Source organism: Curtobacterium sp. BRD11, from assembly GCF_031844345.1.
In the GTDB taxonomy this organism is placed as follows: domain Bacteria; phylum Actinomycetota; class Actinomycetes; order Actinomycetales; family Microbacteriaceae; genus Curtobacterium.
In genome coordinates this window covers 245179-270701 of the sequence record NZ_JAUZUZ010000005.1, presented here as the reverse complement: position 1 = coordinate 270701, position 25523 = coordinate 245179, and the positions used below count along the sequence as shown (strand labels likewise).

Below are 25523 nucleotides of genomic sequence, written 5' to 3'. Positions count from 1 at the left end.
CGATGACGGACCCCAAGGACAACGTGCCGAACGAGGACGAGCCCCAGGTCGAGGGCGACGCCACCAACGCGCAGGAGCCCGAGGACCTCATCGAGGCGGAGGGGCCGGACGTGGAGATCCCCACGGACGGCCCCGCCGCCGGCGGCCCGCAGGCCGACCAGGCGAAGGGCGACCAGGCGGGTGCCGGCGAGGCCAGCGACCTCTCCCCGGAGGACCAGGCCCTGCTCGACGACGCGGCCCGCGGCATGGAAGAGGACAAGCTGTCGCAGGCCGACCGTGACCTCGTCGCCGACATGCGCGCCGACATGCTCCGCGCGCAGGCCGAGCTGGTGAACTTCCGGAAGCGCGTCGAGCGCGACCGTGAGGCGAACCGCGACGCCGTCATCGCTGAGGTCGTCCGCGCCCTGCTGCCGGCCCTCGACGACCTGACCCGCGCCGAGGCGCACGGCGACCTGACCGAGGGCCCCATGCAGGTCATCGGCCAGAAGATCCGCGGCGGCTTCGAGAAGTTCAAGCTGGTGCAGATCGGCGAGAAGGGCGAGCTCTTCGACCCGAACGTGCACGAGGCGATCGTGCAGCTGCCGACGCCGGGTGCGACCGACCAGACCGTGGCGGACGTCGTGGAGCCGGGCTACAAGCTCGGCGACCGCGTGCTCCGCGCGGCCAAGGTCGCCGTCGCGGTCCCCGCCTGAGGCTCGGGAAGGAGGTAGGGATTCATGGCCAGTCAGGACTGGTTCGACAAGGACTTCTACAAGGTCCTCGGCGTCGACAAGACGGCGAGCGACGCTGAGCTGAAGAAGACCTACCGGAAGCTCGCCCGGCAGTACCACCCGGACTCCAACCCGGGTGACGCTGCCGCCGAGTCCCGCTTCAAGGAGATCAGCGAGGCCTACTCGGTGCTCTCCGACAAGGAGCAGCGCGCCGAGTACGACCAGGTCCGTGCCATGGGCTCCGGCGCCCGCTTCACCGCGGGTGGCCCGGGCCAGGGCGGCGGGTTCGAGGACGTCTTCGGCGGGATGTTCGGCCAGCAGGGCGGGCAGCGTGTGCGCTTCGGCCAGGGCGGTGCTCGCGGCGGCGCCGGCGGCTTCGAGGACATCCTCGGCGGGATGTTCGGCGGCGGTCAGGGCTTCGGGCAGTCGTCCGGCGGCTTCCGCGGCTTCGGTGGTCCGACCAAGGGTCGCGACGTCACGGCGTCGACGACGCTCGACTTCACCACCGCGATCGCCGGTGACACCGTCAAGCTCTCGCAGGGCAACGGCCGACCGGTGAACGTCCGCGTCCCCGCGGGCGTCGCCGACGGGCAGAAGATCCGCCTGCGCGGGCGCGGCGAGCCGAGTCCGGACGGCGGAGAGGCCGGCGACCTGGTCGTCAGCGTCTCCGTCCGCAAGCACCCGGTCTTCGAGCGCGACGGGCAGCACCTCCGCGTGGACGTCCCCGTGACGTTCGTCGAGGCGGCGCTCGGCGCGACGATCCAGGTGCCGACGCTCGGCGGCGAGCCCGTCAAGCTCAAGGTCGCCCCCGGCACGCCGTCCGGCCGCGTCCTGCGCGTCAAGGGACGCGGGGTCACGACCAAGAGCGGCACCGGTGACCTGCTCGCCACCGTGCAGGTCGCGGTGCCGTCGCACCTGTCGGACAAGCAGCGCGAAGCCGTCGAGGCCCTCCGCGCAGCCCTGCCCGACGAGGACCCCCGCGAGGACCTCCTCGCCAAGGCGCGCAGCTAGCGCTGCGCAACCAGCACGACAACCGGCCTGGAGGCTCGGCGCGGCTCCGTGAGGAAGCCGCACCGGGCCTCCAGGCTGGTTCTGCACCACGAGGACGACGGAAAGGAACCAGCCATGACCGACATGGACGAGAACTCGCCCGTCCTCGCGATCGCGGTGGCGGCGGAGCTCGCCGAGATGCACCCGCAGACGCTGCGGCAGTACGACCGGCTCGGCCTGGTCGTGCCGGGCCGCACCCGCGGTGGCTCGCGCCGCTACTCGATGCGCGACGTCGCGCAGCTGCGCGAGATCGCGCGACTCGGGTCCGAGGGGGTGTCGCTGGAGGGGATCCGGCGGGTGCTCGACCTCGAGAACGAGAACCTGGTGCTCCGCGACCGCGTGCGCGAGCTGGAGCGGGCGCTCGCCGATCAGCTCATCGCGCGCCCGGGCGCCCGTGTCTTCGCGGCGACGACCACCGGCGCTGCAGTCCCGCTGCGCGCGGGCATGCGACCGCAGCGGAACACCGCGGTCGTGCTGTACCGCCCAGAGCGCTGACCGAACGTAGTATGTCGCATTTCGATTGACTGTTCTCGATCACGAAGGCCGTGATCGAGAACAGGAGGAACGATGCGACGACGAACACGGTTGCTCAGCGCGATCGGGAGCGCGGTGCTGGTGGGGGCCCTGACCCTGGCTCCCACGACGTCGGCAACGGCGGCCGCTGATCCGACCGGTGCACCGGTGGGATCGACGCGGACCGTCGCGAAGGCTCCGACCGGGGTCGGACTGACGCCCCTCGGCCCGGACCGGTACCAGGTGACCGGGCAGCCGCACTGCGGGACGATCGAGTACACGTGCCAGATCCACGTCGGGAACGTCGGGCCGACGAGTGCGAGCGACTACCACTGGGACGGCGGGGTCTCGACGGCCGAGTTCGCAGCCGGCTGGCCGTTCGGCCAGACCCGGACGCCGGTCTACTGGACGTACGCCTGCTCCGTCTTCGGGTGCAAGAACTCGGCGACGGTGACGGCGGGCTCCGCGACGCGCCCGTTCCCGCAGCTCGGCATCACTGCCAGGGTGCAGAGCAAGAACGACACGAACCGATCGGCGGTGATCACCGGCACGGCGACCCGCCGAGCGGTCATCAAGCGCGGCGGCGCCCAGGTGGCGACGGCGACGAGTGATCGGACCGGGACGTGGAGCACGACCGTGACGGGCCTGTCGACCGGGCAGAACAGGATCACGTTCCAGCAGTGGGTCGACGATCGGTACCGGGACGAGACGTCGGTCGTGGTGGACTTCCCGCCGACGCCCGGCCAGATCGTCGTGACACCGGCACGGCGGACCTGCAGCGCGGTGCCACGACGCCGGTCTCGGTGTCGTTCACGGCGAAGTCCGCGTTCCACACGCCGACGGGGAAGCTCGTCGTCACCGCACCGGAGGGTACGACGTTCGCTCCGGGCCAGGACCGGCAGCGTGGCGAGTACCTGGACGGCGGCACCTGGCACCGGTTCGGCGGGGACTCGCTCGTCGACGGGTCGCGAGCACCCGACGGGCGGACGTACACCTTCCAGCTCGGGAACCGTGACTGGGACGTGACGAAGGACCAGCGCTTCCGCTTCACCCTGGACGTCCAGACCCCGGCCGACGTCGCGACGACCACGAGCAGCATGACCGGCAAGCTGTCCGGGACCTTCCCGGGCGCCTCGTTCGACACGACCGCCACCACCACGACGACCGTGGTCGACCAGGCGCTCAGTGCACGGATCGAGAGCCAGGACGCGGTGGCCCGGACGGCGACGCTGGCCGGGACGGCGCCCCGCCGTGCGGACTCCCTCGACGTCACGTGGGAGCGCGACGGCGGGACGGTCACGCGGACGGTGACGCCGACGGACGGAGCCTGGCGCTTCGTCGTCGACGGCCTGCGCGACGGTGACACGACCGTGCGGGTCGTGGCGAAGGTCGGCGGGCAGGCACTCGGCGACCCGGTGCCCGTCACCGTGCACCTCGACGCCGCGCCGTTCAGCGCCACGGCGCGCTTCGCGGCTGACGTCACGAAGCCGGTGGTCATCGAGGGGTCCGGGACCGCCGGTGGAACCGTCCGGATCGAGGGGGCCTGGGCGACCGTCCCGCCGGTTCCGGTCGGGGTCGACGGCCACTGGTCCGTCACCGTGCCTGCGCCGGACCAGCCGGGGAAGCAGTCCGTGACCGCCGTGCAGACCGTCGACGGCCAGCCCGCCGGCTCGGAGCGAGTCGAGGTCGACTACGGCCGGGCCGTGCGCATCACCTCACCCGGGGACGGCTTCCAGATCACGCCGGTCTGGAACCAGGTGCGCGTCAGCGGGACGGCCGAGCCCTACGCGCGCGTGAGTCTCGGCGAGGGTGGCGACACGGCGGCGTACGGATCGGTCACGGCGAACGCTGCCGGGAAGTGGGCGATCACGACCCCGCCGCTCGCGCTGCGCGAGCACGACCTGGTGGCGACGGCGCTGTCGAAGGGTGCGAACACCACGCGGGACACGGTGCGGATCGTCCCCGAGGGCTGACCCGGACCGGTCGTCGACGGGTTGGCGGCGTGACCGGTTCCGCTTCCGGTTCCGCCGCCGGCCCGTCCGTCACGGGAGGTCGTCGTCGAACAGCTCGCGGCGGACGCCGTCGACCGCGGTGCAGCGGGGGAGCGCGGGGCGGTCGTCCTCGGGGGAGCAGCGCTCGGGGCGGTGCGCCCGGACCGTGTCGATGACCGAGCGGACGCAGGACGCGCACACGTCAGGACCGCCCGCGGTCGGGGTCGGGGAGCAGGTGGACCGTCCAGGTCGCCCGCTCCGCGAGCCGTCCGTCGCGGCAGTCGACCGCGACGCGGAGTGCGACGAGGCCGTTCCGGATGTGCTCCCAGGGCAGTGCGCTCCGGATGTCGTCGTGGCGCAGGCGGTAGGTCAGGCCGTCGAGGGTCCCGCTCAGGGCTGCGACGAGCAGGGGGTTGTCGCACGCGGCCAGGAACGTCCGGTAGACCGGGGTGATCGCGTCGGAGCCCCACTGCCACGTCGGCATCGCCATGCAGTCGAGCACGAGCCCGATGCGGCGGAAGAGTGCGGCGCGGTCGCGGTCCCCGAGGTCGCCGATCGTGGTGCGGACGACGCCTCCGAAGAGCAGCCCGAGGGTCTGCAGCGTCGGGATGAGTTCGTCGCGGCGGGGAACCGTGACGCGCGTGTACCGGTTCGGGCGGAACTCGACGAGACCGAGGTGCCCGAGGTCCGACAGTGCTTCCCGCACCGGGGTCCGGGAGCACCGGAGCCGGAGCGCGAGCTGTTCGTCGTCGAGCAGGGTCCCCGGGGCGAGCGCCCCGCTCATGATCTCGGTCCGCAGGCGTTCCCGCGCCTGGTCCCGCAGGCGGGGACGCCGGCCGGCGTCTGGCGAAGCGAACATCGGCCCCTCTCGCTCGTCCTGCCGTTGCTCGTCGCGCAACGGTCTCCTCCGAGCGTAGGGGCTTGGGATACCACCGGCTTCGGTGATATACCGCTGCCGTGCGCACCGGCGCGGCTCCGCACCGTCGTCTGAGTACCCTGGGGCCGTGCCATTCGACTTCGCCGACCACTTCCGGCGCTCCCCGGTCAACGACGAACCCGACCTCGTCGCGATCGACGGCACCGACCGCTTCATGCTCGACGAGGCACCGCACGTGCACGGGGACGCGCTCCGGCAGCCCGGCGAGGTCGCCGTCGTCGACGACCGGTACGGGGTGCTGACCCTCGGAGCGATGACCGTGCACGGCGCGTCGGGCGTCCGGGTCGTGCAGGACTCGCTCGTCGGGGTGCGGGCGCTGCAGGCGAACGCCGGCACCTTCGGCCGAAGCGGCTTCGTGCTGACCGAGACGCTCGAGCAGGCCTTCCGCGACGTCCGTCTGGTGCTCCTCCGGCTGTCGAAGTCGAACGACCGGCTCGACGAGCTCGCCCGCGCCGTCGCACGATGGGCGGCGCCCGACGTGGTCCTGCTCTGCGGCGGGGTCTCGAAGCACATGAACCTGTCGCAGAACGACGTCCTGCGCCGGTACTTCGGCGAGGTCACCGCGTCACGGGGGCGCGGCAAGTCCCGGTTGCTCGTCGCGCAGGACCCGCTCCGTGCGACGGCGGTGCGCGCGGACGCGACGAACCCCTGGCCGCGGTCCGTGCACGTCGACGAGCTCGGGATGACGCTCGTCGCGCACGGCGGCGTCTTCGCGGGGACGTCGCTCGACCAGGGCACCCGGGTGCTGCTCGACGTCATGGACGACGCCGTCCCGTCGGCGCGGGTCGCGGTCGACCTCGGGTGCGGGAACGGCGTCATCGCGACTGCTCTGGCGCGCCGCCGCCCGGCCGTCAAGGTGGTCGCGACCGACGTCTCGGCGATCGCCGTGGCGTCGACGCGGGCGACGGCGGTGGCGAACGGCGTCGCGGACCGGGTGACGGTCGTCCGGTCGGACGCGGGCGACGAGCTCGACGAGGGGTCTGCGAAGCTCGTGCTCTGCAACCCGCCCTTCCACGAGGGCACCACGGTGAGCACCGACGCGGCCGAGGCGATGTTCCGCAACGCGGCCACGATCCTCCAGGCCGGCGGTGAACTGTGGTGCGTCTGGAACTCGCACCTGCGGTACCGACCCGTGCTCGAGCGGCTCGTCGGACCGACCCGACAGGTCGTCCGGACCGCGAAGTTCACGGTGACGGCCTCGCGCCGGGCCGACTGAGGCGGGGACGACGACGGCCCCGTCACCGTGGTGACGGGGCCGTCGTGCGCGAGCGGTCGGGCTCAGATGTGCACGGACACCTGGGTCTGCTTGCCGCCGGCGGTCACGGTGATCACGTGGTCACCCTTCGCGAGACCGGACAGGGAGAGCTTGCCCTCGCCGTCGGCCTTGATCGCGCCCGCCGCGAGCTGCTGCTCGCCCTCGTGGGCCTGCAGGCCGGCGATGCCGGTGGGGAGGCCCCACACGGTGATCTGCGCGGTGCCGAAGAGGGCACTGGTGCTCGTGACCTGGGCCTCGAGCTGGTCGGCGGCGTGGTCGCCGTTGCCGATCGTGAGCGTGCGCTCGACCTGCTCGCCGTCGATCGTGGCGGTCGCGGTGACCACCGTGGTGAGCTTCTTCGGAGCGGTCAGGACGACCTGGGCCGCTTCCTCGTCGCCGAGGGTCACCGTCTTGGTCTCGCCGTTGGCCGCGACGGTCACCTCGGTGCCCGTCGGGCCGAGGACGTCCACGGCGACCTGGCTGTCGCTGATGCGGGTCGAGTCGACGGCGAACGCGGTGTCGGACGCGCCGTCACCCGGCTCCTCGGTGCCGCTGCCGTCGCCGGGCTCCTCGGTGCCGCTGCCGTCGCCGGGCTGCTCGGTGCCCTCGCCGGGCTGCTCGGTGCCCTCGCCGGGCGCCGAGTACGTGAGGACGTAGTCCGAGCTGGTCCAGGCGCCCGTACGGCTCTCGAAGAGGAAGTGCAGGTCGTTCTCGCCCTCGTGCAGGTCGCGGGAGAAGGCCAGCGTGAACTCGCCGTCGGCGTTCGCACGCCCCGACGCGTAGGTGCGGCCGTTCGCGTCCTCCAGGTCCACCGGGCTGTAGGCGCGGACGCCGGAGCCGGAGATGGCGGGACGTGCCTCGTGGACGGTCGATCCGCTCGCCAGGGCCGGCTCGAACGTCGAGGACTTCGGCGTGTAGGTGATGTCGAGTCGCTGGCGCTCGACCCAGTCGCCGTTCGCCTGCTGGAAGCGGACGACGACCCGGTTCTCGCCCTTGTAGAGGGAGCCCTCGAGCTTCGTGGACCAGTGCCCGTGCTCGTCGGCGGTGGCGACGCCGAGCGCCGGGCCGGTGATGCCGCCGATGCTCACCGAGCCGCCGGGACGGGCGGTGCCCTCGAACGTCGGCTGCGAGGTGCGGACCTCGTCGCCGTCGTGCAGGTTCGTCACGGCCTCGACCGGGGACTGCCCCTCGCCGGGCTGCTCCCCGCCGCCCTGCTGGCCGTCACCCTGACCGGCACCCGGCTGCTCCCCGCCGCCCTGCTGGCCGTCACCCTGACCGGCAGCCGGCTGCTCGCCGCCGCCCTGCTGGCCGTCGCCCTGACCGGCACCCGGCTGCTCGCCGCCGCCCTGCTGGCCGTCGCCGGGCTGCTCGCCGTCGCCGGGCTGCGTGCTGCCGGTGTCGACCGGGGCCCAGTTGCTCACGGCGAACAGGTCGTGGTTCGGGGTGCTGGCCGGGATCACGTCGTTCACGGCGCGGAGCGCGGCCTGCTCGGCGGCGGCACCGCCCGGGATCGTGATCTCGAAGCGGCCGTCGGCGCCGGTCGGGGCGCTCGCCACGATCGACCCCCGGTCGAGCGATGCCTCGACGCGCACGTCGCGGTTCGCGGTGCCGCGGACGACCAGGTCGTCGCCCTTCCGGTCGACGGACGAGACGACCGGGTCGGCGGCGTAGGCGTCGAGCTGCGCCTGGTCCGGAGCACTGTGGTACCCGTCCGCCTTGACGACCGCGGCGGTGATGACCTGCGGACCCGACGGCAGGACGGCGAGGTCGCAGGTGTACAGGTGCTGGTTCGCCGGGGTGTTGTGTCCGGTGCAGAGCAGGTGGCCCTGCTGGTCGACGACCTTGAGCGAGCCCTTCGAGACCGAGCTCGTGACCGCGACGGACGGGGTCGCGCGGCTCGCTTCGAAGACGCTGAGCCCGTCGCGCTCGCCGGTGCTCCGCGCCCCCTGGACCTCGTTGATGCCGGTGAAGCTGTCGGCGATGGGTCGCTCGTGCGTCGCGCCCGGGATCGTCGGGAGGTCGGGTGCCGCGTTGGCGGCCGTCGCGACGACGAAACCCGACGAGGTGAGGACGAGTCCGAGTGCCGCCCCGGTGGCGGCACGGGTGATCTTGCGCATGGGTTCCTTTCGGTGGGATCCGTGCCAGTGACAGCGCGGACGAGCACCCATGTTGTATTTCGCATACTGAAACTATTCCGGGTGTGAGCGATACCCCGTGCACGACGAAGCGCCCCGCCGGTGGCGGGGCGCTTCGTCGACGTGACCTCGGATCAGGCGGGGACGTAGTCGAACGTGTCGGGGTCCGGGCCCGTGCGGTGGCCCTTGTCGAGCGACGTGATCGCCGTCATGTCGTCGTCGGAGAGCTCGAAGTCGAAGATCGCGAAGTTCTCCTCGACCCGCGAGCGCGTGACCGACTTCGGGAAGACGATGTCGCCGCGCTGGATGTGCCAGCGGAGGACGACCTGCGCCGGGGTCTTGCCCGTGGCGCCGGCGATACGGGTGATGGTCTCGTCGTCGAGCACGAGGCCCTGAGCGATCGGGGACCAGGCCTCGGTGGCGATGCCGTGCTCGGTGCCGTATGCGCGGAGCTCGTCCTGCACGAGGTACGGGTGCACCTCGATCTGGTTGACGGCCGGGGTGATCGTCGTCTCGGCGGCCAGGCGGTTGAGGTGGTGCGCCTGGAAGTTGCTCACGCCGATCGAGCGGGCGGTGCCGGCGTGGTAGAGCTCCTCCATCGCCTTCCAGGTCGGGACGAAGTCCGTCACGGTCGGCAGCGGCCAGTGGATGAGGAAGAGGTCGGTGTACCCGCCGAGCAGGTCGGCCGACTTCTTGCCGTTCTCGGCGGCGAGGGCCGGGTCGTGGAAGCCGTTGTTGAGCTTCGACGTGACGAAGATCTCCTCGCGCGGGATGCCGGACGCCTCGATGGCCTCGCCGACCTCCTTCTCGTTGCCGTACATCTCGGCGGTGTCGATGTGGCGGTAGCCGACCTCGAGCGCGGTGAGGGTCGCCTCCTTCGTGTCGGAAGGATCGATCTGGAAGACACCGAAGCCGAGCTGCGGGATGGTCTTGCCGTCGTTCAGGGTGATGTTCGGAACGGTCATGTCACCATGCAACCAAAGCGCCCCCAGGAGGCATTCCGGCAACACTCAGTCGGGCGCGCTGCGCGCGGGAACCGGACCGCTCAGGCGAGCGCGGCCGTGATGTACGCGAGCAGGGCGTCCCCGTACGCCACAGCCGGGTCGTCGCTCCGGAACTCCCGGGCGACCCCGTCGATCGTCGCCGTGACGACGAACCCGGCGGCGAGCGACACGAACGCCGGTCCGAGCAGGTCGCGCAGCTGGTCCTCCCGCGGGAGCCAGAGCGACTCGGACGCCTCGACCGAGTCGAGCGCCCACTCCGTCGTCCCGTTGAAGCCGAGCGAGGTGCCGCTGGGGTGGTCGTGCCGCTCCACCGTCATCTCGGAGACGGTGTAGACGTCGTCGTCGACCCCGGGCTTGTCGATCACGAACCGGTCGCCCGTCCCCGGGTGCCAGCGGAGTCCGGCGTCGCGCAGCGACCGGGCGAGTTCGACGGTGATCACCGCACCACCCTGCCACGCAGGGCCGGAGGGCGGACACGACCCGACGGGGCCCGACGCCGTCAGGACGCGTCGCGCGGTCCGTCGTCGCGGACGTGGTCGCCGGCAAGGTCGACGTACTAGCATCGCCGAGCACCCCCGCGCGCGACGAGCACTCGTCCGCGCGCGCGGACGCGACGACGCCTGGGCGACCGGTGCCGTGCCTCCCGGCCGCTCACGCGACCACGGGCACGACCGCCGGCCGGTGTCACGGTGCCGGGGCGGCCACGAGCCGCCGCCGGCTCCTGTCCGCCCTCCCCGTCCGCCCAGCAAAGGACCCGCATGACCCTCGAGCGCGAGGAACTCCGCGACGACTGGACCGTGGCGATCGCCGGCGACCAGGTGCCGACCGGGGCACCGGCCGGGATCACGGGTCGCACGATCCCCGCCACGGTGCCGGGTCAGGTGCACACGGACCTCGAACGCGAGGGACTCGTCGCGGACCCGACGTTCGACCGCAACGAGGACGGCGCGAAGTGGGTCGGCCGGGCCGACTGGGCCTACCGGCGGACGGTGGACGTCGCACCTCGGGGGCACGAGCGCGTCGACCTGGTGTGCGAGGGGCTCGACACGGTCGCCGAGCTGAGCCTCGACGGCGTGGTCGTCGGCACCACCCGCAACATGCACCGGCGGTACCGGTTCGACCTCAACGACGTCCCGGGTGCCGCGGGCGACCGCGAGCTCGAGCTGCTCTTCGAGTCGCCGTACCGCGAGGCCGGCCGGGTCGCCGCCCGCGCCGGCTCGATGCCGGGACCGTACGACGAGCCGTTCCCGTACATCCGCAAGCAGGCCTCGAACTTCGGCTGGGACTGGGGTCTGACCGCGGTGACGAGCGGTCCGTGGCGTCCGGTCGCGATCGAGCGCTGGTCCACGGCGCGGCTCGCCGAGGTGAAGCCGCTGGTCGACGTCGAGGCCGGCGAGGGCGTCCTCGACGCGCACGTGCGGGTCGAGCGGTCCGGGATGAACGACCTCGACCAGGACGGTGAGGACGACGACCTCGTGCTCGTCGTCACGGTCGCCGGCCCGACCGTGGACGGCGGGACGACCCGACAGCGCTCCCGGGCGCAGCTGACCCCGAAGGACGACGAGACCGTCGTCACGGTGCGCGTGCCCGAGGTGCGGCGCTGGTGGCCGCGCGGCTACGGCGAGCAGCCCCGGTACGACGTGACCGTCGAGCTGCAGACCGTCGACGGCGAGGTCCTGGACCGTCGGACGGCGAAGACGGGCTTCCGCTCGGCCCGGATCGACACCGCGGACGACGCGATCGGCAAGCCCTTCACCGTCGTGGTGAACAGCACCGTCATCGACGTCCGCGGCGTGAACTGGATCCCGGACGACGTCATCGTGTCGCGGGTGGACCGCGCGCGGACCGCGGACCGGCTCGGCGTCGCCGCGGACCTCGGCGTGAACCTCGTCCGTGTGTGGGGTGGCGGGGTCTACGAGTCCGACGACTTCTACGACGTCTGCGACGAGCTCGGCCTGCTCGTCTGGCAGGACTTCGCGTTCGCCTGCGCGGCCTACCCCGAGATCGAGCCGATCCGCAGTGAGGTCGTCGCCGAGGCCCGGGACAACGTCGCACGCCTGGCCGGCCACCCGTCGCTCGTGGTCTGGAACGGCAACAACGAGAACATCTGGTTGCACGACGCGGACGGCTGGGCCGAGGAGCTCGGTGACCGCGGCTGGGGGCTCGACTACTACCTCGACCTCCTCCCGACGATCGTCGACGCGGTCGACCCGTCGCGCTTCTACACGGTCGCCTCGCCCTGGTCGGGTTCCGAGACCCTGCCCGCGAACGACGTCGACCACGAGACGCACCACTCGTGGGACGTCTGGAACCGGCTGTCCGACGACCACTACCGCGACTCCGTCCCGCGGTTCGTGTCCGAGTTCGGGTGGCAGGCACCGCCCGCCTGGCGCACCCTCCGCGACGCGGTCACGGACGAGCCGCTGCGCGTGGACTCGCCCGGTGTCGTGCACCACCAGAAGGCCGACGACGGCATGGGCAAGCTGGCACGGGGGATCGAGCCGCGCTTCGGCGTCGTCGATCCGGCCGAGTTCGACCGCTGGCACTACCTGACGCAGCTGCAGCAGACGCGGGCCGTCGCGACCGGCGTCGAGCACTGGCGGACGCACTGGCCGCGGAACACCGGGGTCGTCGTCTGGCAGCTCAACGACCTGTGGCCGGTGGCGTCGTGGTCCGCGATCGACTCCGCGGGGCGGCTCAAGCCGCTCGCCCACGAGCTGCGTCGGCTGTACGACGACGTCCTGCTGGCGATCCGGCCCGTCGTGCGTCCGTCCGCTGACGACGACGCGGTTCCGACGTCGTCCGGAGACCGGCCCGGAGGCGCGGACCACGTCGGCACGTCGGCTCCCCTCGACGGGGCGGCCGGGACCGCCGCGAGCACCGGTACCGCCGACGGCGCCTCCGAGTCCGGAGGGCTCGTCGACACGCTGTCGCTCGGGGTGTCGCCCGGGTCGTTCGGGCACTCGCCCGTCGAGATCGCGGTGCGGTCCTCCCGCGGCGGTCGCGACAGCGTGGTGCGGGTCCGGCGCATGCACGTGTCCGGCAGGATCCTCGCCGAGGTCACGCTGCCCGTCCGGCTGTCGGAGGCCGGCGTCGCCGTCGTCGACCTGCCCGAGTCGGTCGGCGTCCTGGACGACCCGACGCGTGAGCTCGTCGTGGCGGACATGGACTGGCGTCGTGCGGTCTGGACTGCGTCGCCGGACAAGGACGTGCAGTGGGAGCCGGCGCGGTACCGCACGACGGTCGCCCCCGCGGCCGACGGTGACGGACACGACCTGGTCGTCGAGGCCGAGTCGCTCGTGCGGGACCTGCTCGTGCAGCCGGACCGGATCGCGCCGACCGGCACCGTCGACCGCGGCTTCATGACGCTGCTGCCGGGGGAGCTCGTGGGCTTCCGGGTCCGCGGGCTGTCCGACGCCGAGGTTGCTCGCCTGACGGAGGGCGCGGCGCTCTGGTCGCTCGACGACGCCCTCCTCGATCCGGGGCGTCGCACTCTGGACTGATATACTGGACGTGTCCGGTGTTGCCACCGGTACGGCCGCGCCTTGACCCGCGGTCGCAACAGCGCACCCCCGGAGAGCAACGGCCTCCGGGGGTGCTGCCATGTCGTCCGGTGCAGCCTGTGCGAACGGTGTCCGTTCCGGCTCCCGCCTGGGCTTCCGGTCGGGTGCGGGTTACGATGATCGGACGACGGACTTCCGCCCTCCCGGTCGACGATGACCGGACGGGCGTCGCCAGACCCAGAACAAGGAGACATGATGCTCGGAAACCTGACGGGGATCCACCTGCTGATCATCCTCGGGATCATCATCCTGCTGTTCGGTGCCACCAAGCTCCCGGCGCTCGCCAAGGGCCTGGGCCAGTCGATCAACATCTTCAAGAAGGAGATGGGCGACGACAAGAAGAAGAACGACGACGGCACCGTGAACACGGCGACGACCGGTCCGACCGTGCAGAACACGGCGCAGCCGACCGCGCAGCCCGTCGTCAACCCCGGCCCCTCGGTGCAGCCCGACGTGCACTCGACCGCCGAGCCCAAGAACTAGGACACCCAGCCCCGTCCTGTCGGCAGCCCCCGCGACCACTCTGGTCGCGGGGGCTTCGGCGTTCGGGCGACGTCCTGCTCCGGCCCTGGTCCTGCTCGACGTCAGGACGTCGTGGTCGGTGGATCGTCGAGTGCTCGGGCGGCACGTCGGGTGAGCGCCTCGAGGGGACCCCGACGCCCGGAGCGGTGGACGAGCAGTGCGGCGACGACGGCGGCCACGAGGAGGACGACGAAGGGCCCCCACCCGCCGAGTGCCGGCAGCGGGTCCGGTTCGCCCGATCGCGACCAGACGCCGACGGCCAGGACGTGCGCGCAGTAGAGCGTCAGCGCGAGACGGCCGACGGCGCTGAGCGGGAGCAGGACCGTCGGGGCGTACCGACCGAGGAGCCCGAGCGCAGCCAGCACCGCGAGGGCGATGCCGAGGGCTCCGACGAGCTCGAAGGTCGACCCGGCGTGCGGGGTGACGTCGAGCAGGCGTGCCCAGTCGATCCGCGGGAAGGTCGGGTTCTGGGCGACGATGCCGGGGCCGCCCTCCGGGACGGCGGGCGCCACCGGCGCGGAGCCGCTGCCGCTGCCGCTGTCCCCGCCTCCGCCGACGGGGATCATCGTCCCGACCGGTCCCGTGATGCCGAGTGCGGTGCCGATCGCGGCTCCGGCTCCGTACCCGGTCGCGGCGAGCCCGACACCCACCAGGAGCACCCGGCGCAGGACGTCGGCGCGGTCGAGCCCGAGTCGAGCCACGAGCACGCCCGCGAGGACGACCCCGAACCACGACACGGCGGGGTACCCGGTGAAGAGCAGCCCCGCGGTGCTGCTGCCGCCGGTCATCTCGACGACGGCCTGTCCGACGAGGGCGAGCACGGGACCGACCACGAGGGCGAGCACGGCGGCGAGGACGACCCAGCGGAGCCGGAGCCGCAGGAACGGCAGCGCGGCGACGAACAGCACGGCGTAGGTCGGCAGGATGACGAGCACGCCTCCGGGCACCAGGGTCAGGAGCCCGCCGATCGCCAGGAGCGTCGCGGCACGGGCGAGGACGTGCCGTCGGTCGCGGACCCGACCGGCCGGCCCCGGACCTGTGGTGAGCAGGACCAGGGAGGCCCCGGCGCAGAGCGCGAACAGGACCGAGGAGCGACCGTTCACGAGGTCGGGCCAGCTCGACGGATCCGTCCAGTCGAAGAGCGTGTCCGCCGCTCCGACGTGGGCGGCGAACATGCCGAGGACGGCGAGCCCGCGAGCGGCGTCGAGGCCGGCGAGACGTGGACGAGTGGGGGCGTTGACATGTTGCATGTCGACGATGCTCGCGAGCGCGCTGTTTCGTCGGCGCAACCGGTCGCCGGATCACTCCGACGAGGAGGATGGGGCGCATGACCGCTCCGGCCGCAACGGCCCCGCTCCGTGACGACCGCCGGGTGGTCCTCGTGGTCGCGATCCTGGCGTCCTTCGTCGTCGGGCTCGACTCGAGCGTCGTCAACGTCGCCCTGCCCGCGATCCGCCGGGAGCTCGGTGGTGGTCTCGTCGTGCAGCAGTGGACCGTCGACGCCTACCTGGTCACGCTCGGCTCGTTGATCCTGGTCGCCGGCTCCCTCTCGGACCTGTTCGGCCGGGTCCGGATCATCCGGTGGGGCCTGGTCGTCTTCGGCGTCGCCTCGGTGGTGTGCGCGATCGCGCCGACGGGCGAGGTCCTGGTCGTCGCCCGGGCGTTCCAGGGTGTCGGTGGGGCGCTCGTGACCCCGAGCGCCCTGGCGCTCATCGTCGCGGCGTTCCGGGGCGCCGCGCAGGCGAAGGCGATCGGGTCGTGGACGGCCTGGTCGAGCGCCGCGTCCATCCTCGGGCCGGTCGTCGGCGGGCTGATCGTCGACGGCATCGGCTGGCGCTGGATCTTCGTGGTGACGGCCGTGCCGATCGCGGTGACGATCCCCCTGGTCCGGCGGATCTCCGGCGACGTGGTCACCGGCGACCGTCCGCGGGTGGACGTGATCGGCGCGGTGCTCGCCGTGGTCGGGGTCGGCGGTGTCGTCCTCGGCCTGATCGAGCAGGAGCGCCTCGGGTGGGGCGCGCCGGTCGTCGTCGCCGCGCTCGTGCTCGGCGCGGCGTCCCTCGTGGCCTTCGTGCCGTGGGAGCTCCGCGTGACCCGGACCGCCGGCTCGCCCCTGGTGCCGCTGGAGCTGTTCCGCGCGCGCAACTTCACGGTCGGCAACCTGGCGACGCTCTCGATCTACGGGGCGCTCGGGATGGTGTTCTTCGTCGTGACCCTGTTCCTGCAGGAGGTGTGGGACTTCCCCGCGTGGGTCGCCGGACTCGCGACGTTGCCGCCGACGCTGATGCTCCTGGCGCTGTCCACCACGGTCGGTTCGATCTCCGGCCGGTACGGTCCACGGTGGTTCATAGCTGCCGGGCCAGCCGTGGCCGCGGTCGGCGCGCTGCTGATGCTGCTCGCCGGCGACGACCCGGCGGGCTACTGGTGGTCGGTGCTGCCCGGGCTCGTGCTGATCGGCGCGGGGATCGCGACCATGGTGACGCCGTTGACGAGTGCCGTCCTCGGATCGGTGCCGCAGGCGGAGGCCGGTGCCGGGTCCGCCGTGAACAACGCGGTCGCCCGCATCGCCGGGCTGGTGACGGTGGCCCTGGCGGGCGTCGTCCTGGGTGGCGGGGTGAGCGTCGACGGGTTGCACCGCGCGATGGTCGTGATGGCGCTGCTGCTCGCCGCCGGAGCCGTCGTCAGCGCGGTCGGGATCCGGAATGCACCGCTGCGCTCGTAAGTTGAGTGCAGTAGACTCAAGTACACCACCACCGCACGGAAAGGACGGACCGCATGGCGAACCTCCAGGGCGCCCCCGACTCGCAGGAACGGCAGAAGACCGCCCTCGAGCAGTACGGCGTCGACCTCACCGCGATCGCGCGGAGCGGCAAGCTCGACCCGGTGATCGGTCGTGACGCCGAGATCCGCCGTGTCTCCCAGGTGCTGACGCGGCGGACCAAGAACAACCCCGTGCTCATCGGTGAGCCCGGGGTCGGCAAGACCGCCGTGGTCGAGGGTCTCGCGCAGCGCATCGTCGCCGGCGACGTCGCCGACTCGCTGAAGGACAAGCGGCTCGTGTCGCTCGACATGTCCGCCCTCATCGCCGGCGCGAAGTACCGCGGCGAGTTCGAGGAGCGGCTCAAGGCCGTCCTCAAGGAGATCGACGACTCCGACGGTCAGGTCATCACGTTCATCGACGAGCTGCACACGCTGATGGGGGCCGGCGGCGGTGAAGGGTCCGTCGCGGCGTCGAACATGCTCAAGCCGATGCTCGCCCGCGGTGAGCTGCGGCTGATCGGCGCGACGACGCTCGACGAGTACCGCGAGTACATCGAGAAGGACGCCGCGCTCGAGCGCCGCTTCCAGCAGGTGTTCGTGGGGGAGCCGAGCGTCGAGGACACCGTGGCGATCCTCCGCGGACTCAAGGAGCGGTACGAGGCGCACCACAAGGTGACCATCAACGACTCCGCCCTGGTCGCCGCCGCGAGCCTGTCGAACCGCTACATCTCCGGTCGCCAGCTCCCCGACAAGGCGATCGACCTCATCGACGAGGCCGCCAGCCGACTGCGCATGGAGATCGACTCGAGCCCGGTCGAGATCGACGAGCTCAAGCGCAGCGTGGACCGTCTGCGTGTCGAGGAGTTCGCGCTGAAGCAGGAGAAGGACGACGCGTCGAAGGCGCGGCTGGCGACCCTGCGCGCGGAGCTCGCCGGGCGCCAGGAGCGGCTCGACGAGCTCGAGCAGCGGTGGCAGGCCGAGCGGGCGAGCCTCAACCGCATCGGTGAGCTCAAGCAGCAGCTCGACGAGCTGAACATGCGCAGCCAGCGCGCGCAGCGGGAGGCGCAGTACGAGACGGTGTCGCGCATCGAGTACGGCGAGAAGCCCCGGATCGAGGCCGAGCTCGCGGCGGCCGAGCAGGCCGAGAGCGCCGACCGCATGGTGAACGACAGCGTCACGGACGAGGACATCGCCGCCGTGATCGCGCAGTGGACGGGCATCCCGATGGGGCGCCTGCTGCAGGGCGAGACCGAGAAGCTCCTGCACCTGGAGGCCGAGCTCGGCCGTCGGATCATCGGGCAGCGCGCCGCGGTGTCCACCGTGTCCGAGGCGGTGCGTCGCACCCGCGCCGGCATCTCCGACCCGGACCGCCCGACGGGCTCGTTCCTGTTCCTCGGCCCCACCGGCGTCGGCAAGACCGAGCTCGCCAAGGCGCTCGCCGAGTTCCTGTTCGACGACGAGAAGGCCCTCGTCCGCATCGACATGAGCGAGTACGGCGAGAAGCACTCGGTCGCGCGGCTCATCGGTGCCCCGCCCGGGTACGTCGGGTACGAGGCCGGCGGGCAGCTCACCGAGACCGTCCGGCGCCGCCCGTACTCGGTGGTGCTGCTCGACGAGGTCGAGAAGGCGCACCCCGAGGTGTTCGACGTCCTGCTCCAGGTGCTCGACGACGGACGCCTGACCGACGGGCAGGGGCGCACGGTCGACTTCCGGAACACGATCATGGTCCTGACGTCGAACCTCGGATCGCAGTTCATGACCGACCTGACGCTCACGGACGAGCAACGGGACGAGGCCGTGCGTGAGCTCGTGCAGCAGGCGTTCCGGCCCGAGTTCGTGAACCGTCTCGACGACATCGTCGTGTTCCAGGCGCTCACCACCGACGACCTCGGCCAGATCGTGTCGCTGTACGTCGACCGTCTGGCTCGTCGTCTGTCGGACCGCCGACTCGAGCTGGCCGTGACGCCGGCGGCGCGCAGCTGGCTCGCCGACCGCGGCTACGACCCCGTCTACGGGGCGAGGCCGCTCCGCCGCCTCATGCAGCGGCAGATCGACGACCGGTTGGCGCGGGCGATCCTGTCCGGGGACGTCCGCGACGGGGACACCGTCCGCGTGGACGTCGCCGCGGGCGGCGACGAGCTGACGGTCGAGCCGTTCGAGCTCGCGGAGATCGTCGAGGAGTAGGTCGCGTCCGCCCCGCGGCAGGGTGCGGCCGGGAGGTCCGGTGCCGGTCCGACGGACCGGCACCGGGCCTCCCGGTCGTTGCGTCGCCCCCGGCAGCGTTACGGCCGCGAAACAGTGCACGCGCGACGGTGGTCGCATGGAACCACAGACCGTCGACACCGTCCCCCTGTTCATCACCCGATCCGCGGAGACGACCGAGTTCGTCGTGCGGTTCGACGAACGGCGGGGGACCGTCCACCTCGACTCAGCGGATTCATAGACATCGCATGTGAAATGTCGAATGTGCGTGTACTCGTGGTCGACGATGAGACCTCCCTGGCCGATCTCGTCGCGAAGGGACTCTGTCGCCAGGACATGGCCGTCGACGTCGCCCACCGGGGCGACGAGGCGGACGAACTCCTGTCGGTGAACGACTACGACGTCGTCGTACTCGACCGCGACCTGCCGGGTCTGCACGGGGACGAGGTCGCGCGTCGACTCGCGGCGAGGGGTTCGCTGACCCGGATCCTCATGCTGACCGCCGCGACCACGCTGGCAGACCGCGTGCACGGGCTCGAACTCGGTGCGGACGACTACCTGGCGAAGCCGTTCGAGTACCCGGAGCTCGTCGCCAGGGTGCGAGCGCTCGGGCGGCGGAGCGTCGCGCCGGTCGCGCCGGTGCTCGAGCGGGACGGGATCGTCGTCGACTCGAACCGGCGGATCGCCACCCGCGACGGCCGACCGCTCGACCTGACGTCGAAGGAGCTCGGCGTGCTCGAGGTGCTGCTCCGCGCGGACGGTCGCATCGTCTCGTCCGAGGAGCTGCTCGAGAAGGTCTGGGACATGAACATCGACCCGTTCACGGCGGCCGTCCGGGTGACCCTGTCGAAGCTCCGCAAGAAGCTCGGGCCGCCCGACCCGATCCGGACCGTCCCGGGGTGCGGGTACGCACTGTGACGCGGCTCTGGAGCATCGGCGTCCGGACGACCGTCGGCTTCGCGGTCTCCGCGATGGCCCTGACCACGGGCGTGCTCGTGTTCGTCGCGCTCGCGTCCCAGTGGTCGCTCCGCGCAGCCACCGAGTTCCGACCGACGGCGCTGTCCTCGGCCGCGACGCCGTCGGTCGGACGTGATCCGCACGTCGACCCCTCGGCGGTGCCCTCCGGTGCGGTCGCCTTCGTGCAGGTCGCCGCCGAGCAGCAGTGGCAGTGGTCGGCGGTCGGCATCGCCGTCGCGGGGGTGCTCGCCGGTCTGCTCGGCTGGGTCCTGAGCCGCCAGGTCCTGCGCCCGATCGACCGGATGGCGCGCACCGCCGACCGGATCTCGGCGTCGACCCTCCACGAACGCATCGCGCTCGACGGTCCCGACGACGAACTCCGCAGGCTCGCGCGCACGGTGGACGCCCTGCTCGACCGGCTCGAGGCGGCGTTCGCGAGCCAACGGCGGTTCGTGGCGCAGGCCGCGCACGAGTTGCGCACGCCGCTCGCGGTGCAGCGCGCGTCGGTGCAGATCGGGCTGCCCGACGGCGCCACCCCGGCCGAGCTCGCGGCGGTCCGGGCGGAGCTCCTCGAGCAGAACCGTCGCACCGAGCACCTCGTCGACTCGCTCCTGGTGCTCGCCGAGGCGGAGCGCGGACTCGAGGACCGGTCGACGGCGGTCGACCTCGGTGCCGTCGCCCGTGACGTCGTCGCGCAGGCCGCCGGTTCTGCGCGTGACGCCGCCATCACGCTCGTCGTCGACGAGCAGGACGTGCCCCGCGGGCTGACCGGCGAACCGCTGCTCGTCCGGCAACTCGTCGGCAACCTGGTCGACAACGCGATCGAGTACAACGAACCGGGCGGCACGGTCCTCGTCCGCACAGGCGTGCACGGGGTGACGGTCGAGAACACCGGGGTGCTCGTCGACCCGGACGAGGTCCAGCACCTCACCGAGCCGTTCCGTCGCGGGGACCACCCGGGCTCGAAGCGGCACAGCGGCCTCGGGCTGTCGATCGTCGCCGCGATCGCGGACGCGCACGGCTGGTCGCTCCGGCTCGAGCCCCTGGCCGACGGCGGGCTCCGCGCCGTCGTTCGTGTCTCATCGGTGTGATCGGTGTTTCGTCGGTGTGATCGGTGTTTCGTCGGTGTAATCGGCGGGCGGCCGTCCCCGAAACACCGTGTCCGGTGTCCTGGATGCATGAACCACACCACCACACCGACTCCCTCGATCCTCCACCGGGCCGCCGTCGTCCTCGCGCTCGTCGTCGGCGCTCCGCTCGCCCTCGCCGGGTGCACCGCGCACGACACGGCGGGAGCGGCTGACACCGCCGCGTCCAGCGGCCTCGGGTCGAAGTGGGGGTCCTGCATGCGGGACGCCGGCTTCGAGGCCGAGGACCCGAGCGACGACGAGGTCACCAGCGGCTCGGTGCTCACGCCGCCCGGGGTCGATCAGGCTGCCTTCCTGGAGGCCGCACAGACGTGCAACCAGCAGATCGGCGTGCAGTCCGCCGACTCGGCGCAGAAGGACGAGTGGAAGCGCCAGTACGCCGCGGTCGACGCCTGCGTGCGCGAGGAGTACCCGGACGCACCGGCGCAGAAGCCGGGGGTCATCGACTACGGCGCCCTCTCCGAGGACCCGGCGTTCGACGACCACCTCGACGAGTGCCTGGCGAAGCACGCGCCCGACACGAAGACGCGGGGCAACTGATCATGACCGGCCGCACCAGGACCACCACCATCCCCGACGACGCGAGGAGCACCATGACACGGACCATCACCAGCACCGGGATCGCCGCGGCGATCCTCGTCCTCGCCGGCGTCCTCGCCGGCTGTTCCGCCTCGCAGCCGGACCCCGGCCGGCCGACGGGCCCCGCCGAGACGAGCAGTGACCACGCCGTCGCGTCCTGCATGCGGGACGCGGGCTACGACGTGACCGACGACGACTACCGGTTCACCCCGACGACCGGAGACGTGCAGGGTCAGCAGGACGCCCTGGCGGAGTGCACGCGGGAGCACGACCCCGAGGCGGCGCGCGAGGCCGAGAGCGGTCGGGACAGCGCGGAGTTCCGGGCGCTCGCCCTGAAGGTCGCGGAGTGCATGCGGAAGGCTGGGTACACCGACTACCCGGACGACCCGGAGCGCGCGGACGCGTACCGGGCCCCAGCGGGCGACACCGCGTACGCGGACGTCCTCGGGAAGTGCTACGAGGGTTCCGGCGCGAAGGTGCAGACGAAGTGACCGGGACCGTGCGCGGGCGCACCGTCGTCGTCAGTGCGTGCCTGGTCGCCGTGCTGGCAGCCGGAGTCGGCACGTGGGCGGTCGTCGGCGGGACCCCGACGGAGTCCTCGGCCGCCGAGACCCGCAGCAAGCAGGCCACCGCCCCGGTCGAGAAGGGGGACCTGACCGACTCGAAGCTGTTCGCGGGTGCCCTCGGGTACGGCGCACCGACCGGGGTCCCGGGCGCGGCGTCCGGCACCGTGACCTGGCTGCCCGAACCCGGACAGGTCATCGAGCAGGACCAGCCGGTGTACGCGGTCGACGAGCGACCGGTCCGTGCGATGTACGGCGCCACCCCGCTCTGGCGGACGCTCGAGTACGGCATCGAGGGGGCCGACGTCCGGCAGCTCAACGAGGACCTCGCCGCCCTGGGCTACGACGTGTCCGTCGACGAGACGTTCGGCAAGCGCACCCGGGCAGCGGTGCAGCGCTGGCAGGAGGACCGTGGGCTGGAGGTCACCGGCGCGCTCACGGCGAACGACATCGTCTTCGTCGACGGCCCCGTCCGCGTCGACTCCGTCGTCGCGAAGCTCGGCCAGCCCGCCGCCGGGGACGTCCTCCAGGTCACGAGCACGAAGCGCGTCGTGAACGCCGCAGTGTCCCAGGCGGACGCCGCGCGCCTCGCCGTCGGCACGAAGGTCCGGGTGCGTCTGAACGGCGGCGAGGACGCGATCGAGGGCGAGGTCGTCGACGCCGAGCCGGACGAGTCGGACACGGGCGGCAAGACCGTCCTGACGACGATCGCGTTCGACGCCGGCGACCAGAGCATCCCCGCAGCGGCATCCGTCCGGGTGGAGGCCCCCGGGCAGACCGCGAAGGACGTGCTCTCGGTGCCGGTGCAGGCGTTGTCCGCGACCGGACGCTCCGGCGAGTACAGCGTCGAGGTCGCCCGACGTGACGGCACGACGAAGCGCGTGACGGTGCAGGTCGGGCTCGTCGCCGACGGTCGTGCGGCGGTCACCGGCGACGTGCACGAGGGCGACGAGGTCGTGGTGCCCTCGTGAGCGCGGCGACCCTCGCCGATCATGCCGTCGCCGGCCCACGCGCCGCGGAGACGGTGGTCCGCCTCCGTGAGGTGGTGAAGACCTACGGTGACGTGCAGGCGCTCCGCGGGGTGTCGCTCGACGTCACCGCCGGGGAGCTCGTCGCGGTCGTCGGTCCCTCGGGTTCCGGCAAGTCGACGATGCTCAACACCGTCGGGACGCTCGACCGGCCGACCTCGGGCACCGTGACGATCGCCGGGCACGACGTCGGGTCGATGCGCGACGACGACCTGTCCCGGCTCCGCGCCGAGCACATCGGGTTCGTCTTCCAGCACTTCCACCTGCAGGCCGGCGCGACCGCGGCGGAGAACGTCGCCGACGGACTCCTCTACGCCGGCGTCCCGCGTCGGGCTCGGATGGAGCGCGCGGTCGACGCACTGGGACGGGTCGGTCTCGAGCACCGCGTCGGGCACCGCCCGCCGCAGCTCTCCGGCGGCGAGAAGCAGCGCGTCGCAATCGCCCGCGCCATCGTCGGCGATCCGACCATCCTGCTCGCCGACGAGCCGACCGGTGCACTCGACACCGCGAGCGGTCGGAAGATCCTCGGGCTGCTCCGCGAGCTCAACGACGCCGGGACCACTGTGCTCGTCATCACGCACGACCTGGCACTGGCGGCCTCGCTGCCCCGCCAGGTGCGGATGCGGGACGGGGCGGTGGAGGACGACTCGAGCACCTCGGACGCGGGTGCCCTCGCCGACGCGATCGTCGGAGCCGGACGGTGAGCGCGCACACGGCGCGAGTGCAGCGCCCGCGGACGGTCGGCGCCGGAGACCTGCTCCGGCTCGGGGTCTTCGGGCTCCGGACCCGTCCGGGCCGGGTCGTGCTGTCGGCGCTCGGCATCGCGATCGGCATCGCCGCCATGATCGCCGTCGTCGGCATCTCGTCGTCGAGCAAGGCGGCCCTCGACCAGGTGCTCGACGCACTCGGCACGAACGTCCTCACGGTCACGAAGGCACAGGGCTTCGGGGACGTCCCGCCCCTGCCGAGCACGGCCGTCGAGTCGGCGCTCCGACAGTCCGACGTGCGGGACGCCGCCGGCGTCGGCGAGGCCGAGGACGGCCGCGTCTACCGGAACCCCTTCGTGCCCGCGGCGGAGACGAAGGGCATCGGCGTGATGACCGTCTGGGGTGACGTGCCGACGGTGCTCGGCGGATCCCTGGCGGCCGGACGGTGGGTCGACCCGTCGCCGGACGCCCCCGCCCAGGCCGTGCTGGGGGCGGTCGCCGCGCAGAACCTCGGCATCGACGGGCTCCGGCCGGACACCCAGGTGTGGATCGGCGGACAGTGGGTGCAGGTCGTCGGCGTCCTCGCGCCGCTGCAACTCGCGGAGGACCTCGACAACCAGGTCTTCGTCCCACAGGCGCTCGCGACGACCCTCGGGTTCGACGGACACCCGACCGCGGTCTACACGCGCGTCGACCCGGAACGGGTGGCCGACGCGCGGGACGTCCTGGCGAACGCGATCAGCCCCGACCACCCGCAGGACGTCGGGGTGACCCGTCCGTCCGACGCCCTCGCGGCGAAGAACGCGACGGACGACTCGTTCACCGGGCTCCTGGTCGGGATCGGTGGGGTCGCCCTGCTCGTGGGCGGGATCGGTGTCGCGAACACGATGGTGATCACGGTCCTCGAACGACGGGCAGAAGTGGGCGTCCGGCGTGCACTCGGCGCCCGACGGCGGAACATCCGCGACCAGTTCCTGGTGGAGTCGCTGCTGCTCTCCTTCCTCGGCGGTGTCGCTGGGGTGGTCATCGGGCTGGGCGTCACGATCACCTTCGCGCTCGCGCAGGGGTGGCCGGTGGCGATCCCGCTGTGGGCGGTCGGGGGCGGACTCGCCGCGACCGTGGTGATCGGCGGCGTCTCGGGGCTGTACCCGGCGGCGCGCGCCGCGCGAATCCCGCCCACCTCGGCGCTCGCCGCGGTCTGACCGGTCGCGTGGTCCGCCGGGCGCACCGGCCGGGAGGCCCGGTGCCGGTTCCTGGAACCGACACCGGGCCCGGCGGCCTAGCGTCCAGGGCATGCCAGAGCTGCCGATCATCCGTCGCCTCACCGACTCCATCGAGCACGCCAGCGTGCTCGACAAGGCCGTCGACCTCGACACGCGCGTCGTCCGCGCGGTCGCGAAGCCGAAGGCCCTGCGGCAGCTGCTGCACGGCGTGCCGTTCGGACACCCCCTGCACCCGCTGATGGTGCAGGTGCCGCTCGGTGCCTGGATCTCGGCGGCCGTCCTCGACCTGATCGGTGGGAAGGGCAACGCGCGCGCGGCGCAGACGCTGACCGGGGTCGGGATCGCATCGGCGGGCAGTGCGTCGATCGCCGGCTACGTCGACTGGGCGGAGCTCTCGCTCGAGCAGCGCCGGACCGGGTGGGTGCACCAGGCGGTGAACTGGGTCGGCATCACGTTCTTCGGCCTGTCGTGGTGGCAGCGACGGAAGGGCAACACCGCGGCAGGCAAGGCGCTCGGCGTCGTCGGGCTCACCGTCGTGAGCGTCGGCGGGTACCTCGGCGGACACCTGTCCTACCGGCAGCGTGCCGGGGTGGGGTCGAGCGACCGGGTCCCCTTCGACGACTGACGCTCCATTCGGCCTCCACGGGAACGCCCGATCTGCACCGGCAGGTCGGGC

The 25523-nt window shown here is 72.3% G+C and carries 25 protein-coding genes; 18 read left to right on the top strand and 7 right to left on the bottom strand.

Features of this window, described 5'->3' with window-relative positions:
• Positions 1–2: 2 nt before the first annotated feature.
• The 3 genes from Q9R28_RS13215 to Q9R28_RS13205 all read left to right on the top strand — a co-directional run bounded on the left by Q9R28_RS13215 (position 3) and on the right by Q9R28_RS13205 (position 2255).
• A complete protein-coding gene (locus Q9R28_RS13215; RefSeq protein WP_311206312.1) occupies positions 3–692 on the top strand; it encodes a nucleotide exchange factor GrpE in 690 nt (229 codons plus the stop codon).
• A 24-nt stretch (positions 693–716) separates the two neighbouring features.
• Positions 717–1721 (top strand): DnaJ C-terminal domain-containing protein, encoded by a 1005-nt coding sequence (locus tag Q9R28_RS13210; RefSeq protein ID WP_311206311.1) that lies wholly within the window; start codon positions 717–719, stop codon positions 1719–1721.
• Positions 1722–1844: 123 nt separating this feature from the next.
• On the top strand, positions 1845–2255 hold the full coding sequence (locus Q9R28_RS13205; RefSeq protein WP_311206322.1) for a heat shock protein transcriptional repressor HspR: 411 nt from the start codon (positions 1845–1847) through the stop codon (positions 2253–2255).
• A gap of 419 nt (positions 2256–2674) precedes the next feature.
• On the opposite strand, the gene Q9R28_RS13200 is transcribed toward Q9R28_RS13205, so the two are convergent.
• On the bottom strand, positions 2675–3106 hold the full coding sequence (locus tag Q9R28_RS13200) for a hypothetical protein (RefSeq protein WP_311206310.1): 432 nt from the start codon (positions 3104–3106) through the stop codon (positions 2675–2677).
• Here Q9R28_RS13200 and Q9R28_RS13195 point away from each other — a divergent pair.
• Positions 3077–4246: a hypothetical protein gene (locus Q9R28_RS13195; protein ID WP_311206309.1), complete on the top strand. Its 1170-nt coding sequence runs from the start codon at positions 3077–3079 to the stop codon at positions 4244–4246. The genes Q9R28_RS13200 and Q9R28_RS13195 overlap by 30 nt on opposite strands.
• A gap of 69 nt (positions 4247–4315) precedes the next feature.
• Here the strand turns inward: Q9R28_RS13195 and Q9R28_RS13190 are convergent, their stop codons facing one another.
• On the bottom strand, positions 4316–4465 hold the full coding sequence (locus tag Q9R28_RS13190; protein WP_311206308.1) for a hypothetical protein: 150 nt from the start codon (positions 4463–4465) through the stop codon (positions 4316–4318).
• Position 4466: 1 nt separating this feature from the next.
• Positions 4467–5123, bottom strand: coding sequence for a GntR family transcriptional regulator (locus Q9R28_RS13185; protein ID WP_066651959.1), 657 nt, complete (start codon positions 5121–5123; stop codon positions 4467–4469).
• 145 nt (positions 5124–5268) lie between these two features.
• Between Q9R28_RS13185 and Q9R28_RS13180 the strand changes: the two genes are divergently transcribed.
• Entirely contained in the window at positions 5269–6417 is a 1149-nt protein-coding gene (locus tag Q9R28_RS13180; RefSeq protein ID WP_311206307.1) for a methyltransferase, read from the top strand.
• A 62-nt stretch (positions 6418–6479) separates the two neighbouring features.
• On the opposite strand, the gene Q9R28_RS13175 is transcribed toward Q9R28_RS13180, so the two are convergent.
• The 3 genes from Q9R28_RS13175 to Q9R28_RS13165 all read right to left on the bottom strand — a co-directional run bounded on the left by Q9R28_RS13175 (position 6480) and on the right by Q9R28_RS13165 (position 10035).
• Positions 6480–8573 (bottom strand): hypothetical protein, encoded by a 2094-nt coding sequence (locus Q9R28_RS13175; protein ID WP_311206306.1) that lies wholly within the window; start codon positions 8571–8573, stop codon positions 6480–6482.
• A 152-nt stretch (positions 8574–8725) separates the two neighbouring features.
• Positions 8726–9556, bottom strand: coding sequence for an aldo/keto reductase (locus Q9R28_RS13170; protein WP_311206305.1), 831 nt, complete (start codon positions 9554–9556; stop codon positions 8726–8728).
• Between the two features lie 80 nt (positions 9557–9636).
• Positions 9637–10035, bottom strand: coding sequence for a pilus assembly protein CpaE (locus Q9R28_RS13165; RefSeq protein ID WP_066651968.1), 399 nt, complete (start codon positions 10033–10035; stop codon positions 9637–9639).
• A 318-nt stretch (positions 10036–10353) separates the two neighbouring features.
• Here Q9R28_RS13165 and Q9R28_RS13160 point away from each other — a divergent pair, with 318 nt between their 5' ends.
• Together Q9R28_RS13160 and tatA are read left to right on the top strand one after the other, a co-directional pair.
• Positions 10354–13098, top strand: coding sequence for a glycosyl hydrolase 2 galactose-binding domain-containing protein (locus tag Q9R28_RS13160; RefSeq protein WP_311206304.1), 2745 nt, complete (start codon positions 10354–10356; stop codon positions 13096–13098).
• Between the two features lie 252 nt (positions 13099–13350).
• Positions 13351–13641 (top strand): twin-arginine translocase TatA/TatE family subunit, encoded by a 291-nt coding sequence (tatA, locus tag Q9R28_RS13155; RefSeq protein WP_396137163.1) that lies wholly within the window; start codon positions 13351–13353, stop codon positions 13639–13641.
• 101 nt (positions 13642–13742) lie between these two features.
• Here tatA and Q9R28_RS13150 read toward each other — a convergent pair whose 3' ends face one another.
• Positions 13743–14930 (bottom strand): heparan-alpha-glucosaminide N-acetyltransferase domain-containing protein, encoded by a 1188-nt coding sequence (locus Q9R28_RS13150; protein ID WP_209684133.1) that lies wholly within the window; start codon positions 14928–14930, stop codon positions 13743–13745.
• Positions 14931–15007: 77 nt separating this feature from the next.
• Between Q9R28_RS13150 and Q9R28_RS13145 the strand changes: the two genes are divergently transcribed.
• From Q9R28_RS13145 to Q9R28_RS13095, 11 genes are all read left to right on the top strand, one after another.
• Positions 15008–16402 carry an MFS transporter gene (locus Q9R28_RS13145; protein ID WP_311206303.1) on the top strand — a complete coding sequence of 465 codons (1395 nt, stop codon included), beginning with the start codon at positions 15008–15010 and terminating at the stop codon, positions 16400–16402.
• Positions 16403–16455: 53 nt separating this feature from the next.
• Positions 16456–18624, top strand: coding sequence for an ATP-dependent Clp protease ATP-binding subunit (locus Q9R28_RS13140; RefSeq protein WP_271826936.1), 2169 nt, complete (start codon positions 16456–16458; stop codon positions 18622–18624).
• 136 nt (positions 18625–18760) lie between these two features.
• Positions 18761–18883 (top strand): hypothetical protein, encoded by a 123-nt coding sequence (locus Q9R28_RS13135; RefSeq protein WP_311206302.1) that lies wholly within the window; start codon positions 18761–18763, stop codon positions 18881–18883.
• 23 nt (positions 18884–18906) lie between these two features.
• The gene (locus tag Q9R28_RS13130) at positions 18907–19560 is read left to right on the top strand and encodes a response regulator transcription factor (protein WP_200884151.1); all 654 of its coding nucleotides are present in this window, start codon (positions 18907–18909) and stop codon (positions 19558–19560) included.
• Complete coding sequence (locus Q9R28_RS13125; RefSeq protein ID WP_311206301.1) at positions 19542–20690, top strand: HAMP domain-containing sensor histidine kinase; 1149 nt, start codon at positions 19542–19544, stop codon at positions 20688–20690. Before Q9R28_RS13130 ends, Q9R28_RS13125 begins: the two co-directional genes overlap by 19 nt.
• 87 nt (positions 20691–20777) lie before the next feature.
• The gene (locus Q9R28_RS13120; RefSeq protein ID WP_311206300.1) at positions 20778–21287 is read left to right on the top strand and encodes a hypothetical protein; all 510 of its coding nucleotides are present in this window, start codon (positions 20778–20780) and stop codon (positions 21285–21287) included.
• 53 nt (positions 21288–21340) lie between these two features.
• On the top strand, positions 21341–21817 hold the full coding sequence (locus Q9R28_RS13115) for a hypothetical protein (RefSeq protein WP_144411217.1): 477 nt from the start codon (positions 21341–21343) through the stop codon (positions 21815–21817).
• A complete protein-coding gene (locus Q9R28_RS13110; RefSeq protein ID WP_209684123.1) occupies positions 21814–22860 on the top strand; it encodes an efflux RND transporter periplasmic adaptor subunit in 1047 nt (348 codons plus the stop codon). The genes Q9R28_RS13115 and Q9R28_RS13110 overlap by 4 nt, the downstream gene beginning before the upstream one ends.
• Positions 22857–23621, top strand: coding sequence for an ABC transporter ATP-binding protein (locus Q9R28_RS13105; protein WP_235426449.1), 765 nt, complete (start codon positions 22857–22859; stop codon positions 23619–23621). Before Q9R28_RS13110 ends, Q9R28_RS13105 begins: the two co-directional genes overlap by 4 nt.
• Positions 23618–24826: an ABC transporter permease gene (locus Q9R28_RS13100; protein ID WP_311206299.1), complete on the top strand. Its 1209-nt coding sequence runs from the start codon at positions 23618–23620 to the stop codon at positions 24824–24826. Before Q9R28_RS13105 ends, Q9R28_RS13100 begins: the two co-directional genes overlap by 4 nt.
• A gap of 91 nt (positions 24827–24917) precedes the next feature.
• The gene (locus tag Q9R28_RS13095; protein ID WP_066652001.1) at positions 24918–25472 is read left to right on the top strand and encodes a DUF2231 domain-containing protein; all 555 of its coding nucleotides are present in this window, start codon (positions 24918–24920) and stop codon (positions 25470–25472) included.
• The last annotated feature ends 51 nt before the right edge of the window (positions 25473–25523 follow it).

Bases quoted from the DNA above. Each gene is read 5' to 3' on its own strand.
- Q9R28_RS13215 (WP_311206312.1), top strand. From the start codon at position 3: ATGACGGACCCCAAGGACAACGTGCCGAACGAGGACGAGCCCCAGGTC.
- Q9R28_RS13210 (WP_311206311.1), top strand. From the start codon at position 717: ATGGCCAGTCAGGACTGGTTCGACAAGGACTTCTACAAGGTCCTCGGC.
- Q9R28_RS13205 (WP_311206322.1), top strand. From the start codon at position 1,845: ATGGACGAGAACTCGCCCGTCCTCGCGATCGCGGTGGCGGCGGAGCTC.
- Q9R28_RS13185 (WP_066651959.1), bottom strand. From the start codon at position 5,123: ATGTTCGCTTCGCCAGACGCCGGCCGGCGTCCCCGCCTGCGGGACCAG.
- Q9R28_RS13175 (WP_311206306.1), bottom strand. From the start codon at position 8,573: ATGCGCAAGATCACCCGTGCCGCCACCGGGGCGGCACTCGGACTCGTC.
- Q9R28_RS13170 (WP_311206305.1), bottom strand. From the start codon at position 9,556: ATGACCGTTCCGAACATCACCCTGAACGACGGCAAGACCATCCCGCAG.
- Q9R28_RS13160 (WP_311206304.1), top strand. From the start codon at position 10,354: ATGACCCTCGAGCGCGAGGAACTCCGCGACGACTGGACCGTGGCGATC.
- tatA (WP_396137163.1), top strand. From the start codon at position 13,351: ATGATGCTCGGAAACCTGACGGGGATCCACCTGCTGATCATCCTCGGG.
- Q9R28_RS13150 (WP_209684133.1), bottom strand. From the start codon at position 14,930: ATGCAACATGTCAACGCCCCCACTCGTCCACGTCTCGCCGGCCTCGAC.
- Q9R28_RS13145 (WP_311206303.1), top strand. From the start codon at position 15,008: ATGACCGCTCCGGCCGCAACGGCCCCGCTCCGTGACGACCGCCGGGTG.
- Q9R28_RS13140 (WP_271826936.1), top strand. From the start codon at position 16,456: ATGGCGAACCTCCAGGGCGCCCCCGACTCGCAGGAACGGCAGAAGACC.
- Q9R28_RS13135 (WP_311206302.1), top strand. From the start codon at position 18,761: ATGGAACCACAGACCGTCGACACCGTCCCCCTGTTCATCACCCGATCC.
- Q9R28_RS13120 (WP_311206300.1), top strand. From the start codon at position 20,778: ATGAACCACACCACCACACCGACTCCCTCGATCCTCCACCGGGCCGCC.
- Q9R28_RS13115 (WP_144411217.1), top strand. From the start codon at position 21,341: ATGACACGGACCATCACCAGCACCGGGATCGCCGCGGCGATCCTCGTC.
- Q9R28_RS13095 (WP_066652001.1), top strand. From the start codon at position 24,918: ATGCCAGAGCTGCCGATCATCCGTCGCCTCACCGACTCCATCGAGCAC.